A 17,247-nucleotide genomic window follows, 5' to 3' on the forward strand; every position below is an offset into this window, starting at 1 on the left:
AAACTTAAAAAATTGAATTGGAGTGAAAGTATTGGATACAGGAATTATAATAAAAGTATTACCCATCCTTTTAAAAGGAAGTGTAATGACGATAGAACTTACTGTTATTGCGCTAGTTGTAGGAACAATACTTGGAGTATTTTTAGCACTTTTGAAACTTTCTAAGAATGTAGTGTTTAGAATAATATCAAGTTTTTATACATGGATATTTAGAGGAACTCCTCTACTTTTGCAGTTATTTTTCTTCTATTATGGTTTGCCTTTCATGGGAATGGAGTTAACACCTTTTTCAGCAGCAGCCATAGGACTAAGCTTAAACTGTGGTGCATATATGGCAGAAATAATAAGAGGTGGAATTCAATCTATAGATAAAGGACAGTTTGAAGCTGCAAAAGCGCTAGGTTTCACTTATGCAGATACTATGAAAAAGATAATATTGCCACAAACTTTCAAGGTTATAATACCACCTGTAGGAAATGAGTTTATAGCATTATTAAAGGATACTTCATTAGTATCAACTATCGCTATGGTAGAACTTATGAGATCTGCTCAACAGATATATGCAAGTACTTTCAGACCTATAGAGGTATTTTTTACAGCAGGTATATTATACCTTTTATTAACTACTATATTTACAGGTGTATTTGGAGTATTTGAAAAGAAACTTTCTGTTTATTAATAAAAAGGAGAAATTTTTATGGAAAACATAGTTGGAAATAATTGTATAGATTTTAATACTAAAGATTTTATGATAGAGGCTACAAATTTAACTAAAAAATTTAATGATTTAACTGTATTTGAAAATTTAAATGTTAATGTAAGAAAGGGAGAAGTTCTAGTTGTAATAGGACCTTCAGGATCAGGAAAAAGTACATTTTTAAGATGTCTTAATCATCTTGAAGAAATAACTGGTGGTAAAGTAGTTATAGAAGGTGAAGAACTAAATCCTAAAGATAAGAAGCTTATAAGAAAAATTACAACAAAGATGGGAATGGTTTTTCAAAACTTTAACTTATTCCCACATATGACAGCTATGCAGAATGTAATGGAAGCACCAGTTGTAGTAAAAAAGGAAAATAAAAGTGAAGTTTTAGAAAATGCTAAAAAGCTTTTAGAAAAGGTTGGACTTTCAGATAAAATGGATTACTATCCTTCAAAGCTTTCAGGTGGACAGAAACAAAGAGTTGCTATAGCAAGAGCACTTGCTATGAATCCAGATATAATGCTTTTTGATGAACCTACATCTGCGCTAGATCCTGAACTTGTAGGAGAAGTTTTAAATGTAATGAAGGATTTGGCAAAAGAAGGAATGACTATGGTAGTTGTAACTCATGAAATGGGTTTTGCCAAGGAAGTTGCTGACAGGGTTATATTTATGGATGGTGGAAAAATTGTAGAACAAGGACCACCAGAGCAGATATTCTCTCATCCTAAGGAAGAAAGAACAAAGGCGTTTTTGGAAAAAGTACTCTAAAAGGTTGGTATAAAATAAGTGTCAACTACAAAAAATGCAGTTGACACTTATTTATAAAATTAAGTATTTGAAAAATAAAAATATAAAAAAGATTGAGACTGAAGATGGTATCATAAATTCTCAATTGGAAAGACGGAGGTATTTTTTATGAAAGATAAAGTTGTATTAGCGTATTCTGGTGGATTGGACACATCAATAATAATTCCTTGGCTTAAGGAAAACTATGATTTAGAGGTTATTGCAGCATGTATAAATGTTGGCCAAGGTGATGATATGAAGGAAGTTGAAGCAAAAGCTTTAAGAACTGGAGCTTCAAAGGTATATATTGAAGATTTAATAGAAGAATTTATAACTGATTATGTATTTAAAGGCATAAAAGCAGGAGCTTTATATGAAGAAAAGTACATGCTTGGAACTTCTTTTGCAAGACCATTAATGGCAAAAAGATTAGTTGAAATAGCACATGCTGAAGGTGCAAAATACATAGCACATGGATGCACTGGAAAAGGAAATGATCAAGTACGTTTTGAAGTTGGTATAGCAGCTTTTGATCCTACAATAAAGGTAATTGCACCATGGAGAATATGGGATATAAAATCAAGAGAAGATGCTATAGATTATGCTAATGCTAAAGGCGTAGAAGTGCCAGTAACTAAAGAAAAAATATATTCAAGAGACAAGAACTTATGGCATTTAAGCCATGAAGGTGGAGATTTAGAAGATCCTAAAAATGAACATAAGCAGGAAATGTATCTTATGACAACTCCACCAGAAAAAGCAAAGGATGAAGTTACTTACGTAGAAATATATTTTGAACAAGGAATAGCTAAAAAGTTAAATGGAAAAGAAATATCTCCAGTTCCATTAATAGAAACTTTAAACGAAATAGGTGGAGAAAATGGAATAGGAGTAATTGATATAATTGAAAATAGATTAGTAGGAATGAAATCAAGGGGCGTATATGAAACTCCAGGTGGAACAATCCTTTATGCAGCACATAAAGAACTTGAAAGATTAACTCTTGATAAAGCTACATTCCATTATAAACAAACAGTATCTCAAAAGTATGGTGAATTAGTATATGAAGGATTATGGTTTTCTCCATTAAAAGAAGCTTTAGATGCTTTTGTAGATGTTACACAGAAAAATGTTACAGGATCAGTAAAATTAAAGTTATATAAAGGAAATATAATGGTAGCAGGTATAGACGCACCTTATGCTCTTTATGATGAAGGTATTTCTTCCTTTGGTGCTAGTGAATTGTATAGCCACAAAGATGCAGAAGGATTTATAAATTTATTTGGTCTACCAAGCAAAATACAAGCTATGACTAATAAGAAGAAGGAAAAGTAATTATGAAACTTTGGGGTGGAAGATTTAAAAAAGCTGAAAACAAACTTATGGAGGACTTTAACAGCTCTTTAGGATTTGATAAAAGACTTTACTATGAAGATATTCAAGGAAGTAAAGCACATGTTAAAATGCTTGCTAAGTGTGGAATTTTAACGCAAGAAGAGTGCGAAAGCATAACAGAAGGATTAAACTCCATACTTTCAGATATAGAAAATGATGTACTTCAAATAGAAGGAGACTATGAAGATATTCATAGCTTTGTAGAGACGAATTTAATAGAAAGAATAGGTCAAGTAGGAAAGAAGCTTCATACTTCAAGAAGTAGAAATGATCAGGTAGCCGTAGATTTAAGACTTTATGCAAAGAAGAAAGCTTTTGAAGTTATAGAAGATATAGATGCACTTAGAGATGTAATGGTAAAACTTGGAGAAGAAAATAATTACTTGATGCCAGGCTATACTCATCTTCAAAGAGCACAAGTAGTGACATTCAAGCATCATATTATGGCTTATCATAATATGATATCTAGAGATAAAAAGAGAGTAGAAAATGCCATAGAAATTATGGATGAAAGTCCTCTTGGATGTTGCGCTTTAGCTGGAACCACCTACAATATAGATAGAAGTTTTACAGCTAAAGAATTAGGATTTAAAAAACCAGTAGATAATTTTTTAGATGGAGTAAGTGATAGGGATTATGTTATAGAGCTTTTATCTTGTTTTTCTATAATGATGATGCACTTAAGCCGTTTAAGTGAAGAATTGATCCTCTGGAGTAGTAAAGAATTTGACTTTATTTTGATAGATGATGAGTTTTCAACAGGAAGCAGTATCATGCCTCAAAAGAAAAACCCAGATGCTGCAGAATTGATAAGAGGCAAAACAGGGAGAGTATACGGATCACTCATGGCACTGCTTACCACTATGAAGGGCATTCCCCTTGCCTATAATAAGGATATGCAGGAAGATAAAGAACAGTTTTTTAACTCCTTAGATACAGTATTAAGCTGTTTAAAAATAATGAGAGGTATGCTCTCCTCAATAAAAATTAAAAAGGAAAATACTTTTAATGCAGTTAAAAAAGGATTTTTAAATGCAACAGAAGCAGCAGATTATCTTGTTAATAAGGGTATGGCATTTAGAGATGCTCATAAGGTAATAGGTGAAATAGTACTTTATTGTGAAGAAAAATGCAAGGCGATAGAAGATGTTTCCTTAGAAGAATTGAAAAATTTTAGTGATTTATTTGAACATGATGTCTATGAGTTCATAGATTACGAAAATACTTTAAGTAGGGGAATAAAAACAGAATTAAAATAGTATTTAAAAAGGTTAAAGTAAAAAAAGTAGGTAGAAAATTTTCTATCTACTTTTTTAAAATTATTTAACTTCTCTTCTGTCATGCTCCCTATCTCTATCAGGATCTCTGTCCCTGCCAAATAATGAGAAAGCATATAAGCCGGCTATACCTACAAGAGCATATATAACTCTAGTGAAGGTAGACATAGTCCCAAATAACATAGCTACTAAATCGAATCCGAAAAATCCAATTAATCCCCAGTTTATAGCACCTATAATTACCAATATTAGTGCGATAACATCTAATGTTTTCATGGTTACATCTCCTTTATAATTTTATACAAGATTATTATTTGCATATTTTTAAAAATTATAAGCAAATAAAAAAAACAGGAAAAAATTTTCCCGTTTTTACTGTTCTTTAATCATAATATCCAATTCTATATTTCTATCTACAGGTTGATATAAAGAAATAAAAGTGTTTGTTCTTTGAATGCCATCAACTTTTTGAATTTTATTCATTAATAAATTCTGAAGGTCTGCTATATTTTTGCAAATTACTTTTATAAATATAGTATATTCTCCAGTGGTATAATGAAGTTCAACAATTTCTTTTATAAGCTTTAATTGTTCTAGTGTTTCCTTAAAAGTATTAGCTTTATCTAAATATATTCCTATAAAACAGCAAACATCATAGCCAAGTTTTGAGTTATCTATAATCATCTTGGTTCCTTTAATTATGCCCAGATCCTCCATTTTTTTCATCCTAACATGGATAGTTCCTCCACTTACATGACATTGTCTAGCTATTTCAAGAAATGGAGTTCTAGAATCCTTTATGAGAATATGTAGTATCTGAAGATCTAAGTCGTCTAATCCGTTAACCTTTAAATTCATATGTATCACTCCTTATATTAAATACAATGGTTATTAATTGCGAAAAACAAATATTTATTATATGTAAGATAATCAGTATAAATAATATGTTATTAACATTATACCAAAAAAAGTGTTAAATTAACAATTTCAAACGTTATCATGAAAAAGAACTTACTGATTTATAGGATCAATTTGTGCAAAGTAAATAATAGCACATGATTTGTAAATTAACAAGGATAATCTTAAATTAAATTCGTAAATTGGGCGCAGTCCTTTAACTTTGATACACAAAAGTCAGGGGTGAATCAAGAAAATTCTTAATTTCCGAATTTCGATAATTTAACTTAACTTATAAAAAGAAGTTTATTTTTATTATTATATAACATAATGCTGTTGTTGCCATGATCTGGTATATGAATAACATCTAAATATCTATTACATTTTTATCCAGTTGATTTCTTAATCCTTCTATTACAAGTCTGTTTTCAGCAATTGTCTTTGTATAAGAATTATCAAGATATGTATAAAATCAAATCATGATTATCCACATAATTTTGTCTTGGTGAAATTCGCTGACTACTGCTTTTATGTAATATATTTCCATACTAAAACACTCTCAATTTAAAAAACTTGATATATAGGTTTACAAATATACTTAGCTTTTCTTTTGTTTATATGTAAATAAATTTAAGGAAAGAGGTTTTAAGTATGGATGAAATGGTACTAAAAACACAAAAATGGCTTAATAGTACGTATAATGGAAAGGGAGGTTATTCAACAATTCCAGAGGATGGGGCGACTGGATGGGCAACGATGAATGCACTTGTGACAGCATTACAAATTGAATTGGGTATATATAATCCAAATGGAAATTTTGGACCAGCAACAACAGCTGCATTTAAAATGCTTGTAAAGGGAACGCCTAATGTGAATCAAGTATATATTTTACAGGGAGGTCTATTTTGTAAAGGCTATAACCCTACTGGTTTTACAGGAGTATTTGGAGATAATACAGCAGCAGCAGTATCGAAATTACAATTAAATGCAGGGTTGGATCAGACTGGTAATGTAAATGCGTTACTTATGAAGTCTATCTTATCAATGGATGCTTTTACATTGCTTAATTTTGGAGGATATAATGGTGATCCTAATATACGAATAATACAACAAAGATTAAATCAAAAATATTCGTCAAATCAATATTTTGCAAGTGATATTGGTTTAGTTCCTTGCGATGGTATATATGCAAGAGCAACAAATAAGGCACTATTATATGCATTACAGATTGAAGAAGGAATTTCAGTTCCAAATGGAGTTTTTGGACCTACTACAAAGAGTAGATGCCCTGTATTATCCTTAGGAACTACTAAGTCGAATTTTACATTTTTATTACAATGTGCATTATATTGTAATAAGTTCGATCCAAATGGATTGAATGGCAAATATGAAGAGGGAGTTAAAATGGCGGTTACAAACTTCCAAAAATTTTGTTGTTTATCGGTAGATGGTACAGCTGGTATGCAAACTTGGGCTTCATTACTAGTAAGTACAGGAGATAATACAAGAAAAGGTACTGCTTGTGATTGTGCATCTACTATAACATCTGATAAAGCAAAAACACTAAAAAATAATGGATATAAAGCAATCGGGAGGTATTTAACCGGAAAGTATAAAATGACATCAACAGAAATAAATACAATATTTATATCTGGTCTTAAAATTATTCCAATATTTGAAACCGGCGGATATGAATTATCATACTTTACTCCATATCAAGGTATTATTGATGCAAAAGAAGCGATACAAGTAGCGCATGACTTTGGTTTTAATAAAGGAACTATAATTTACTTTACAGTAGATTTTGACGCGTTAGATGGAAATGTTACATCTTCAGTACTCCCATATTTTAGAGAAATATATAGGGCATTTAGTAGAACTAAGACAGACTATAAAATAGGAATTTATGGAGCTAGAAATGTATGTAGCAGGGTAGCTGCAGAAGGATATTCTTGTAGTAGTTTTGTATGTGATATGTCATCAGGCTTCAGTGGAAATCTTGGGTACCCTTTACCTAAAGATTGGACAATAGATCAAATCTCCACTGTTACGTTAGGTAGTGGATCAGCTCAAATAGAAATAGATAATAATATATGCTCGGTTGATAACATAGGAGAGTCAAACATTACACTTAATAATAATGCTAGTGGGTTGCCAGATCCAGCTCAAAAAGTATTAGAAAGAATTGTTGTATCTGGTAGTGAGTATGATTGTAAGGTTAATATTTTTGATGTGATAAAGTTGGGAAAAAGATATAAATATAATTTTATTGAGCCTGCAATTAATGAATTAAAGAAATTTAGGGAACAATATCCATATGACATTGTTACATGGCTTATTTCATCAATAGCATATGACTATTCGGATTTAGAAAATTTTAAAGATACGGCAAAAAAATTACAAGTAAATATAGCTTTTTTCAAGGATACTACTGAATTTGCTTCATATATAAATAGAAACAGAGATAAGTGTAAAATAGGTAACATAACTATATTTTCACATGGAATACCGGGAAGCATAGAATTTGGATATGATCAAGGTGCTGATTTACAATCAAAGTTAAGCTTTAATATTTATCATCTAAAAGACATTAAAGCAAGTTCATTTAGTCCAGATGTGTTTACACAATTATATTGCTGTAATGGGGCAACAAAAGTAGATTCAAGCTCTGATGAGACAGGATTACTTAAGGATATATATGGAAAGAGCATGGCTGGAGAATGGTATAGTAGTGGATTCGGTAAGATAAGAGCAGCAAATGGAAAAACCGATTATACGGTGATATTTGGAGATGATGTTAACAAGCATGCTGAAGCTCAAAAGGTTAAGGGATATTGTGAGAATGGAGCAGTTAATTATCCGATCCCATCTCCTGGAGTAGTTTGGATTGATTTTCCTAGTTAGAGTATAAATTTAGACGAAAAATATTAATATAATAAACTGAGATATATTAAAATAAATTATAAAGAATAGCATTGACATATAATTAATGTTAGTGCATTATATAGGTAGAATGGTACTCGGGAGCATTTGAAATATGGATGATTTTAAAAATATTTGTATTACATATTTTATAATATTAGGCTTAATTCTATTGTTAAGTTATTTTAAAATATCTGGAACTAATTGGTTAGTGTTTCCTTTAATAAATTTAATTGCATTAATAGTGCTAGTAACTATATTTATTAAATTTAATGTTAATTTAATAAGTGTATTAATATTTTTTTCTATTTTACTATTATTAATGATGATTATTGCTATTGATAGTAATTCATTATTTGGGAAATATTCGGATTATGGATTATATATTCCAAAGTTAATATTTCCACTTGAATTATTAACAGCATTAATAATTTTAACTCTTCCATTTGAGGGAATATTCATATTTTTAAAACAATATAGTTTGTTGAATTATTCTTGCCTAATAGTTCCTATATATATAATTGTAATAGTCATAGTAGTAGTAATTACTATGAAATTGTTTAGGAGAGGTTGATACTTTTAAACATGTTAGTGTAAATAAATTATAATAGTAAATAAAAACAAAAGGATTATCTCTTGTTTTAGCTTTGCATTTAAAATTCAGTTATAATAGGAATACCGCCAACATTTCCGACAATCTTTATGCTAATACGTAAAATGTATGAAAAATAATATAAGTTCCACAGAATATGTATTGTGTGGAAATCATGAAAAAGGGTAGAAGTGTCATAAAATAAGGCTTCTACCCTTTAGATATTTGTAAAAAAAGCATGTTTGCAAAAATTAATTATACATAATATAATATTTAATCCTAAAATAATTTTGTTTGGAAAGATAAGCAGGAAATAGACCAAAATATTGAAGCTGATGTAGAAATTATAACTTTAACTAAAAAAGAAAGGCTGGATGGTATATATGGAGACGATTAATATAATTGATACCATTGATTTTTAGTTATATATAAATATGAAAAAGTATTATTTTAAAGATTTTTTAAAAATTGACAAAAAAATTTGTGATATTTATAATTAATTATGAATATATAAAGTGCAATTTAAGAGGTGATAGTATGGATTATATCCATGTAAAACTACTTGGGAACTTTATTGCAACATTCAACGGAAAAAACATATCATTTCCATATAGTAAAGTCCAAGCTCTATTTTGCTATTTGGTAATAAAGAAACAAGCTACAAGGGATGAATTGTCAGCACTTTTATGGCCAGATATGGAAGAGAGTATTTCAAGAAAAAATTTAAGAAATGCAATATACAAATTAAAAAAAGTTTTTGATAAAGAAGAAGTAATAGATTTTTTAAATAAGTCTACAATTTTATTTAGTGAAAATACGAAAATAGATACAGATGTAGATAAATTTATTAATAAAAAAGATGAAGTAGATATATATAAAGGTGGATTTTTAAAGGGATTTATGCCTAAAGATGCTGAAAACTTTCAAAGATGGGTATTTGAAATGCATGAATATCTCCAAGAAATATATCTAAAAAGACTTAAAGATAAATTGGAATCAGAAGAAATTACTGAAAATTATGATGAAATTGAAAAATATTGCAAATTAGTTATAAAAGTTGATGAATTTGATGAGGATGCTTATAGAAAGTTAATATGTTGTTATAAAAATCAAAGAAAATTTAATAGTGCCATTGAATTATACAATAAACTTTCAGATATGCTAAATAAAGAATTATCTATAGTTCCTGATCCTAAAACAACGGAGGTTTTTAAAGAAGTACTAAATTTAATGGATGTAAGACATAAAGAAGAAAATAATGAAAATTATTTTTATGGAAGAATTAATGAATTAAGACTTATGGAGAATAATTATAAAAATTTTATTAATGGTAAAGACTCAAAGTCAATATTAATAAAAGGTGAAATGGGTATAGGTAAAACAAGCCTTAAGGAGAGACTTCTTCAGACTATTGAAAAAGATAAAGAAGTCCATATTTTTGAAACAAACTGCTATCAGTTTGAAAATGAATATGCGTTAAAGCCTTGGAGAAACATAATTTCAAGTTTAGCTTATATTATAGCTGATAATAAGAATAAAACTTCTGGTATTTTAGAAAATATAATAAGGGAACTTGTTCCAGAAGTAAATAATGATTTTAGATATTCGAAAAATGTTAAGTTAGAGGATACCATAGAGCTATTAAAGCATGATGTAGTTGGAAATATACTAACATACATACTGAAAAAAATATCTATTGATAGAAAAATTTTATTAGTATTTGAAGATATACAATGGATGGATTCAGTTAGTATTTCCCTGCTTACAAGTATTATATCTAAATGCGAAGAAAATAATATAATGTTTCTACTTACGTTTAGAAATGAATTTAATCATAATGTAGATAGATTTTTAACTTCTGCAAAAAAGTATGACAGAATTGAGGTTATAGAGCTTAATAGATTTACTACTTTTGAAGTAGAAAATTTCATTAAAAAAGCTCTTCCAAAGTATAGTTTATCAAAGGAAATTATAAATAAAATATATGTAGAAACTGAAGGAAATGCATTTTTTCTTAAAGAATATCTTAATATAATAGAGTCAAAAAATAATATAAATATAATGACATCTAAGATGCAGGATGTTTTAAAAACTAGATTTATAGATATATCTGAGGATGAAAGAAAAATAGTTGAAATAGCATCGTTATTTCATGATGAAGTGCCTATGTTTATATTAAAAGAATTAACACAAAAAGATGAACTCGAAATTATGGATATAATAGAAAAGCTTGAAGGTAGATTTATTTTAAAAGAGTCAATAAATGAAGAGAATATATGTTTTAAATTTACTCATCAAAAGTTAAGAGAATTTCAATATATGAACTTATCTGAAGCAAAAAAGAAAATACTCCATAATAAAATAGGTAAAATAATAGAAAAAACATTGAAGAATAATATAGGAGATATTAATATTTATTATAAATTGATATATCATTTTGAAAATGCGTATAATTATATAGATGCTCTTAAATATAGAATTAAAAATTTGAATGTTTATCTTAATTTTAGCCATGAGCTTTTTCCTATAATTTATTATAGCAATAAATCCTATAATGAATTATATTTCAATGATAAAGAAACAATTAAAAGTCTTAAGGAAATTGAAAAATCCTTGGATAATTTAAAAAGTAAAGAACAAAATTCTAGCGAAGTACTAAAATTAGAAGTAAGTGTACTTCATATAAAAGGAAGATATTTAATAAGAAAAGGCGAGTATGAAGAAGGAATAAAGAATATTCAAGATATGATAGATAAGGCTAATGAAATTGGGTGTAATGATTATGCTATAGAAGGTTATAAGCAAATGATTTACTATTGTATTCAAACAAATAAAAGTGATGAAATGATAAAGCATATAAATTGTGGACTTGAACTAGCTGTCAAGTGTAATTATTATGAAGAGGTTGGAATAATATTAAGACTCAAGGCCTTATATAAAAAGATGGTTGGAGAATATGAAGAAGCTCAAATGTTAATGCAGGAATCTATAAATACCTTAAGCGAAACTAAGCATGCTTTTGATAAATATGCTTTAAACATAGCTGCTTGCTATAATTATATGGGAGACATAAGAAAGAGAAAAGAAAATTTTTTAGAAGCATTGGATTACTACAATAAGGCTATTGAAATATGTGAACAAAAAAATGTACTAACTAGTCTTGCTCTATTTTATACTAATGCAGGAGAAACAGCTTTTTATACAAATGATTATAATTTATCAACAAGGTATTTTAAAAAAGCTTTAAACATTTATAAAAAGTTTGATATTATATGGGGAAAATCCATAGCAGAAGCCTTTATGTCAATAATTTTGATGAAAGATGGAAATTTTGAAGAGTCTTTAAAGTTCTTAAAAAATGCTGATATAAATTCAAAAATTTTGAAGAATCCTAAGGAAATAGGTACGGTTTTTAGAGCTAAGGCAGAAATACTGCTAAATGTAAAGGATAATACACATTTTAAACATATATTTGAGGGATATTTAAATGAAGATTTTCAGGAGTATGTTAAACAAGGAATAATATATTTAAAAGAAGCTAGAGATGAATACAGTGCTAATGCTTTAAAGAGATTAAAATGAAAGAAATTAAATCTGAAGTTTAATAAAAACTATAAAAAGTAGGATTAATGTCCTAGTTTTATAGTTTTTTTATCATTAGTAATAATTTTTGTGTTTAATGATGTATGATATATGAAAAACAATACTATCCATTTATACCTAATTAATACTTTTTATAGTATAATGGTAATTAGATTTACCTTGATTTTAAATAACTTACTAATATTGGAGGTACTATAATGATGAAAAACAAGTTAATCATTATGCTGTGTATTGTAGGTACGACTTTTTCTATGTCAACTAAAGTAATGGCTTCAACTAACATTCAGCGTATTTGTGGTGATGACAGGTATAATACAGCCATCGAAATTTGCAAAAGTGGTTGGACAAATGGTTCGGAATACGCAGTCTTAGCTAGTGGAGAAAATTTTCCTGATGCCCTTAGTGCAGCACCACTTGCTAAAAAATATAATGCTCCTATTTTATTGAATCCAGGAACAACGCTAGACACTAGAGTTGAAGAGGAATTAAAAAAGTTAGGAGTAAAACAGGTATTTATCATTGGTGGATCAGCAGTTATATCTAATACGGTTAAAGATAAAATTGAAAAGCTAAATATTAAAACTACAAGACTTTGGGGACAAGACAGATATGAAACTGCAATTAAGGTTGCAGAACAGTTAGATTTTAAAGGTGAAATATTTGTGGCTAATGGAGAAAATTTTCCTGATGCAGTATCAGCAGCACCCATTGCAGCTAAAAAATCTATGCCGATTATACTTACACCTAGTAATAATCTACCAACTTCTGTAATTAAATATATGAAAAATAAAAATATACTAAAGACATATGTAATTGGCGATGATTCTGTAGTAAGTAAAGATATTTTTTGTTCGCTGCCTAATGCTGAAAGAACATATGGTGATAGTAGATATGATACTAATATTGCAGTATTAAATAAATTTAAAAATGAACTTGATTTTAGTAAAATTTATTTTGCTAATGGTGAAAGTTTTCCAGACGCTTTAGCAGGTTCTGCTTTAGCATCAAAAAATTCATCTGCTATTATACTAGTAAATGATGATTCTGGACAATCCACTAAAGACTTTGTACTTTCCAAAATACCTTCACAGTGTGAAGCTAATATAATTGGTGGAAGTAAGGTGATATCGGATGAACTAATAAATTATATGATATATCCTGCAGGTAACACTAATGGCAATGTATGTTTAGATGGACTTGCAGCTAAACAAGGAGAGTGGGTATATTATACTAATTATCCATTTGGAGGTTTGTATAAATCTAAGGAAGATGGCAGTTCAAGTACAAAATTAGATTATACATCATGTTTATTTAGATACATAAATATTCTAGGAGATTGGATCTATTACTCCACAGGATCTGATATATACAAAATAAGAACGGATGGCTCTGGCAAAACAAAAATAGTTGGTGATATCTCATGCAAGAACATGATTGTAATTGGAGACATAATTTATTATGTTGGAGATTCTAATAAAGAAGGTAAAGAGTATTTGTGTAAAATAAATACTGATGGTTCAGGAAATACTGTGTTAAATAAAGAAGATCAAATTTTTGGATTAAACATAATAGGAAACTGGGCTTATTACATAAATGAATCTGATAATTTTAAAATATATAAAATGAAACTTGATGGTTCAAGTAAGATGAAGGTAATAGATGATACTGCGCGTCAAATTCTTTTAGATAATGGATTTATATATTATTCAACTTCTAATGGAATTTATAAAACAAAAATTGATAATCTAGAAACTGTTAATATTGTTGATGAGTATAATACTAGTAAATCATTTAATATTGCAAATGACTGGATTTATTATGAATCAAAAGATGGTTGTTTACATAAAGTTAAAATTGATGGAAGTGGCAATAGTACACTAATTGATATTGAAAAATTAGATTTTGGATTTGGTGCATCTATTATAACTACACCTAACATTGTAGGTAATTGGATTTATTACCACTGTTATACCATGGTTGATGTTGGAGATGCTGTTAGATGGCTATATAAGGGTAAAATAGATGGTTCTCAAAATATAAATTTGCATCTTAAATACTTACAAGACAAATCAATGAAATAAAAAAATTTTTGTGTTATAAACCGCACGCTTAAATTAGCATGCGGTTATTTAATTTCAGCCGGAAACTATTGTGATTATACAAATGATAATTATAAATTGATTCTTCCTTTAGTAGAAAAAGTTGCAACCTAAATTAATATTTTTAAAAATAATTAATTAAGATAGGTTTACATTATAGTTAATTATTTGTTTTTATTTAGTGTACAACAAATCAATCGATTGATATAAAAAATTAATTAACGAAGGTGGGAAATTATTATGGCAACAGTATTATTTATATCTCCACATCAAGATGATGAAACATTATCAATGGGTATGGCTATAGCTAATCATAGTAGTAATCCTAACAATGATGTATATGTATTATCTGTATTCGATGGAACAGGAAGTAGCTTAAACGGAGATCCTAAACATCCGTCATATCCGTCTGGAAAAGAATTTAGTAATGCAAGAAAGGATGAACAAAGAAGAGCATTAGCAAAGTTAGGAGTGCCTGCTTCTAAAATATCTTATTTAGATATAAAAGATGACACTGGAATGTCTCAAACCCCAGATGCTGGTGGCGAAACACCAATAGATAAAATAGTTGAATATGTAGTACAAATGGCAGAAGGAATGGGTTTATTAACTTATGATGATCCGAATTATAGGTTTGGTAAGTTTAGTCCTGATTTTGAGGTTAAGACTACTTCGCCTACAGATGGTAACTTAAGAGATCCTAACCCTGCAAGTAGTAGTTATGGGCAGTATTTAAGTGGTGACCATAAGGCATGTGGATTAGCTGTACGAAGATTACAAAAGAATTATGGGTTAAGTAATCCTAGATTTTATTGCAGTCCTTACTGTTGGGAGAATCCTTTTATGATAGGGGGATATAATTATTCTTATGGTTCAGTAGCTACTACTGGTACTATATATGATGGTTCAGTAGGTAGCAATGTGACTGTTGGTAAAGAATATAATGCTAATTTAGTAGGTCAGTTTAAGAATGCTTTACAACAATATACAACCTCTACTGGATTAGGTATAGGTGATGCGTCAGTTCATGATTTATTTAAAGAAGTGAATAAATGTTTATGCTCATACTATCATGCATAATAGATATATTTTAAAATAAAGATATGAGAAAGGACTCATTACTGTAAATGAGCCCTTTTTATACTCTATCTTAAAATTCTACACTCATATGATATATAATAAATGAATAAAAATATGTTTATTCCATTTATAAAAATAAAAAACAGTAAAGTGTAGATTTACATTTTATTGCTTTTTTTCTTTGTATAATATGAGCAGATTAAAAGAGGTTTATATTATATGAAAATTAAGTAATTTAGTAAAAAATCTTGTGAAGTATAGGAGGTGACTAAAAATTGGAAAGTGAGTTATTTAAACTAGCTGCTTCTCAAGGAATATGGGCTGCATTGTCCATAGTACTTATTTTTTATATTGTAAAGGCACAAGAAAAAAGAGATTTAAATCAAGATGAAAGAGAGAAAAACTATCAGAATATAATATTAAAACTTACAAATGAATTTGAAATGATAGAAAATATTCAAAAGGATGTTGTGGAGATTAAACAACATATAAATAAAAATGCTAGTAACTAGAATTTTCATTTTGATATTTAACCAAATTAGTTTAAGAATAGTAATCATAAACTCTTTAGTATATATTATAATCTGCATACTAAAGGATTTATATCATCAATTCTTTTCTTTAGTTAGTAACTATTCCATATATAGCTTTCCGCAAAATCTACTAAAGCATTTGATAAAAACTTATTCTAAGTATTTAGATCTACAATAATGTATTGAAGAATGTATATTATGAATATTCCAAATGAAAGTTGGATAATAGTAATTGCACATGTTCTTAATAGATAGAAACCAAGATAAGTGTAAAACCCAGTAACTTTATGTGAATTTTTTGTTAAGTTCTTGCTGGTATTAGTTCTTCAATATCAAATTTGTTTATTAACTCAGAGATTTAATCTAAACTAATAACATACTCATTAAATCTTTTAATATGAAACAATTTGATCACTGCGTAAGATTATATAATTAGTTTTAAATTAATAAAAATAATTATAGGTTTACATTAGAGTTAATTATTTATTATTATTTAGTGCACAATCAATCGATTGATGTAAAAAATAAATTAATGAAAGAGAGGAATTCAATATGGGATATTTTGCAGTTAATAAAAGTGGAGTTAGTGTCAAATTATACACTTCATTAGGTTTTCAAACATCAAAAGGATATATACAAGAAAATGAGAGATTTGTAATAGATTGGATATGTCAAGGCGACGGTGGTTGTTATGGTCGTGTGCTTCATAATCCAGATGGAGGGGGTGTAGTTGATGGTTATTTTACGCTTAACACAACAAGCTCCCCAAGACATGATAATATGGATTGGAGAAGTAAGTGGAGTAACTTTGGATTTGGAATAGTTTATTCACCAAATGTTCCTGGCACACCATTATCCATAATGAAAATTGATAAAACTGTTGCTTGTTATGGTTCTGGTGGAGAATTTATTTGCTACTTAGCGCCAGGAAGTAATGCCTATATAACTCCTAATAGTGCATGTGGGGAACATTATAAGAATTGTATTTCTGCATATGGAGTCTACAACATTGAACATGGCCGAAATATATGGGGAGCATATTTCATAGATACTAAAATAAATGTACAAAGTGGATTTGATACTGCTGTTTATGGTAATTGGTAAAATAAGAATTAATAGAGAAAACGCGTGTAAAATACGCGTTTTCTTAGATTGATTGTAAAGATAGACGATTAGTTAATTTAGAAAGTTAGTTCTTATTTTAAAAAATTGTGGAACTATCTATACCACAAATATATACAGAATGTTAAGTGCTATTGAAAAAAATTCAAAAATTTATCTAAGTGTATTAGTTTATTGTACTGTTATAATTTCATGTCAAAGGTATATATATTCTAGTGCTAGATCTTCTAATATA

Annotated in this window: 13 protein-coding genes; 11 read left to right on the forward strand and 2 right to left on the reverse strand. The window is 28.6% G+C overall.

All coding sequences use genetic code 11. From position 1 onward, the window contains the following. Positions 1 to 31 precede the first annotated feature (31 nt). From Q6H37_RS02270 to argH, 4 genes are all read left to right on the forward strand, one after another. Positions 32 to 679, forward strand: coding sequence for an amino acid ABC transporter permease (locus tag Q6H37_RS02270; RefSeq protein ID WP_318738972.1), 648 nt, complete (start codon positions 32 to 34; stop codon positions 677 to 679). Positions 680 to 697: 18 nt separating this feature from the next. Next, a complete protein-coding gene (locus Q6H37_RS02275; RefSeq protein WP_318738973.1) occupies positions 698 to 1,474 on the forward strand; it encodes an amino acid ABC transporter ATP-binding protein in 777 nt (258 codons plus the stop codon). A gap of 147 nt (positions 1,475 to 1,621) precedes the next feature. Continuing rightward, positions 1,622 to 2,827 (forward strand): argininosuccinate synthase, encoded by a 1,206-nt coding sequence (locus Q6H37_RS02280; RefSeq protein ID WP_318738974.1) that lies wholly within the window; start codon positions 1,622 to 1,624, stop codon positions 2,825 to 2,827. Between the two features lie 2 nt (positions 2,828 to 2,829). Then, positions 2,830 to 4,146, forward strand: a complete 1,317-nt coding sequence (gene argH / locus Q6H37_RS02285) for an argininosuccinate lyase (RefSeq protein WP_318738975.1) — start codon at positions 2,830 to 2,832, stop codon at positions 4,144 to 4,146. A gap of 60 nt (positions 4,147 to 4,206) precedes the next feature. Here argH and Q6H37_RS02290 read toward each other — a convergent pair whose 3' ends face one another. After that, complete coding sequence (locus Q6H37_RS02290) at positions 4,207 to 4,440, reverse strand: DUF378 domain-containing protein (RefSeq protein WP_318738976.1); 234 nt, start codon at positions 4,438 to 4,440, stop codon at positions 4,207 to 4,209. A 96-nt stretch (positions 4,441 to 4,536) separates the two neighbouring features. Beyond that, positions 4,537 to 5,022, reverse strand: a complete 486-nt coding sequence (locus Q6H37_RS02295; RefSeq protein WP_318738977.1) for an Lrp/AsnC ligand binding domain-containing protein — start codon at positions 5,020 to 5,022, stop codon at positions 4,537 to 4,539. 690 nt (positions 5,023 to 5,712) lie between these two features. Here Q6H37_RS02295 and Q6H37_RS02300 point away from each other — a divergent pair. From Q6H37_RS02300 to Q6H37_RS02330, 7 genes are all read left to right on the forward strand, one after another. Then, on the forward strand, positions 5,713 to 7,965 hold the full coding sequence (locus tag Q6H37_RS02300) for a glycoside hydrolase domain-containing protein (RefSeq protein ID WP_318738978.1): 2,253 nt from the start codon (positions 5,713 to 5,715) through the stop codon (positions 7,963 to 7,965). Positions 7,966 to 8,098: 133 nt separating this feature from the next. After that, entirely contained in the window at positions 8,099 to 8,557 is a 459-nt protein-coding gene (locus tag Q6H37_RS02305) for a hypothetical protein (RefSeq protein ID WP_318738979.1), read from the forward strand. A gap of 555 nt (positions 8,558 to 9,112) precedes the next feature. Further along, a complete protein-coding gene (locus tag Q6H37_RS02310; RefSeq protein ID WP_318738980.1) occupies positions 9,113 to 12,157 on the forward strand; it encodes an AAA family ATPase in 3,045 nt (1,014 codons plus the stop codon). 218 nt (positions 12,158 to 12,375) lie between these two features. Then, positions 12,376 to 14,259, forward strand: a complete 1,884-nt coding sequence (locus Q6H37_RS02315) for a cell wall-binding repeat-containing protein (protein WP_318738981.1) — start codon at positions 12,376 to 12,378, stop codon at positions 14,257 to 14,259. Between the two features lie 258 nt (positions 14,260 to 14,517). Continuing rightward, the gene (locus Q6H37_RS02320; protein ID WP_318738982.1) at positions 14,518 to 15,357 is read left to right on the forward strand and encodes a PIG-L family deacetylase; all 840 of its coding nucleotides are present in this window, start codon (positions 14,518 to 14,520) and stop codon (positions 15,355 to 15,357) included. Between the two features lie 275 nt (positions 15,358 to 15,632). Beyond that, positions 15,633 to 15,869, forward strand: coding sequence for a BhlA/UviB family holin-like peptide (locus tag Q6H37_RS02325; protein WP_318738983.1), 237 nt, complete (start codon positions 15,633 to 15,635; stop codon positions 15,867 to 15,869). A 573-nt stretch (positions 15,870 to 16,442) separates the two neighbouring features. Next, entirely contained in the window at positions 16,443 to 16,994 is a 552-nt protein-coding gene (locus Q6H37_RS02330) for a hypothetical protein (RefSeq protein WP_318738984.1), read from the forward strand. Positions 16,995 to 17,247: the final 253 nt, after the last annotated feature.

The organism is Clostridium sp. JS66 (genome assembly GCF_033561535.1).
Classification (GTDB): Bacteria; Bacillota; Clostridia; order Clostridiales; family Clostridiaceae; genus Clostridium_AM; species Clostridium_AM carboxidivorans.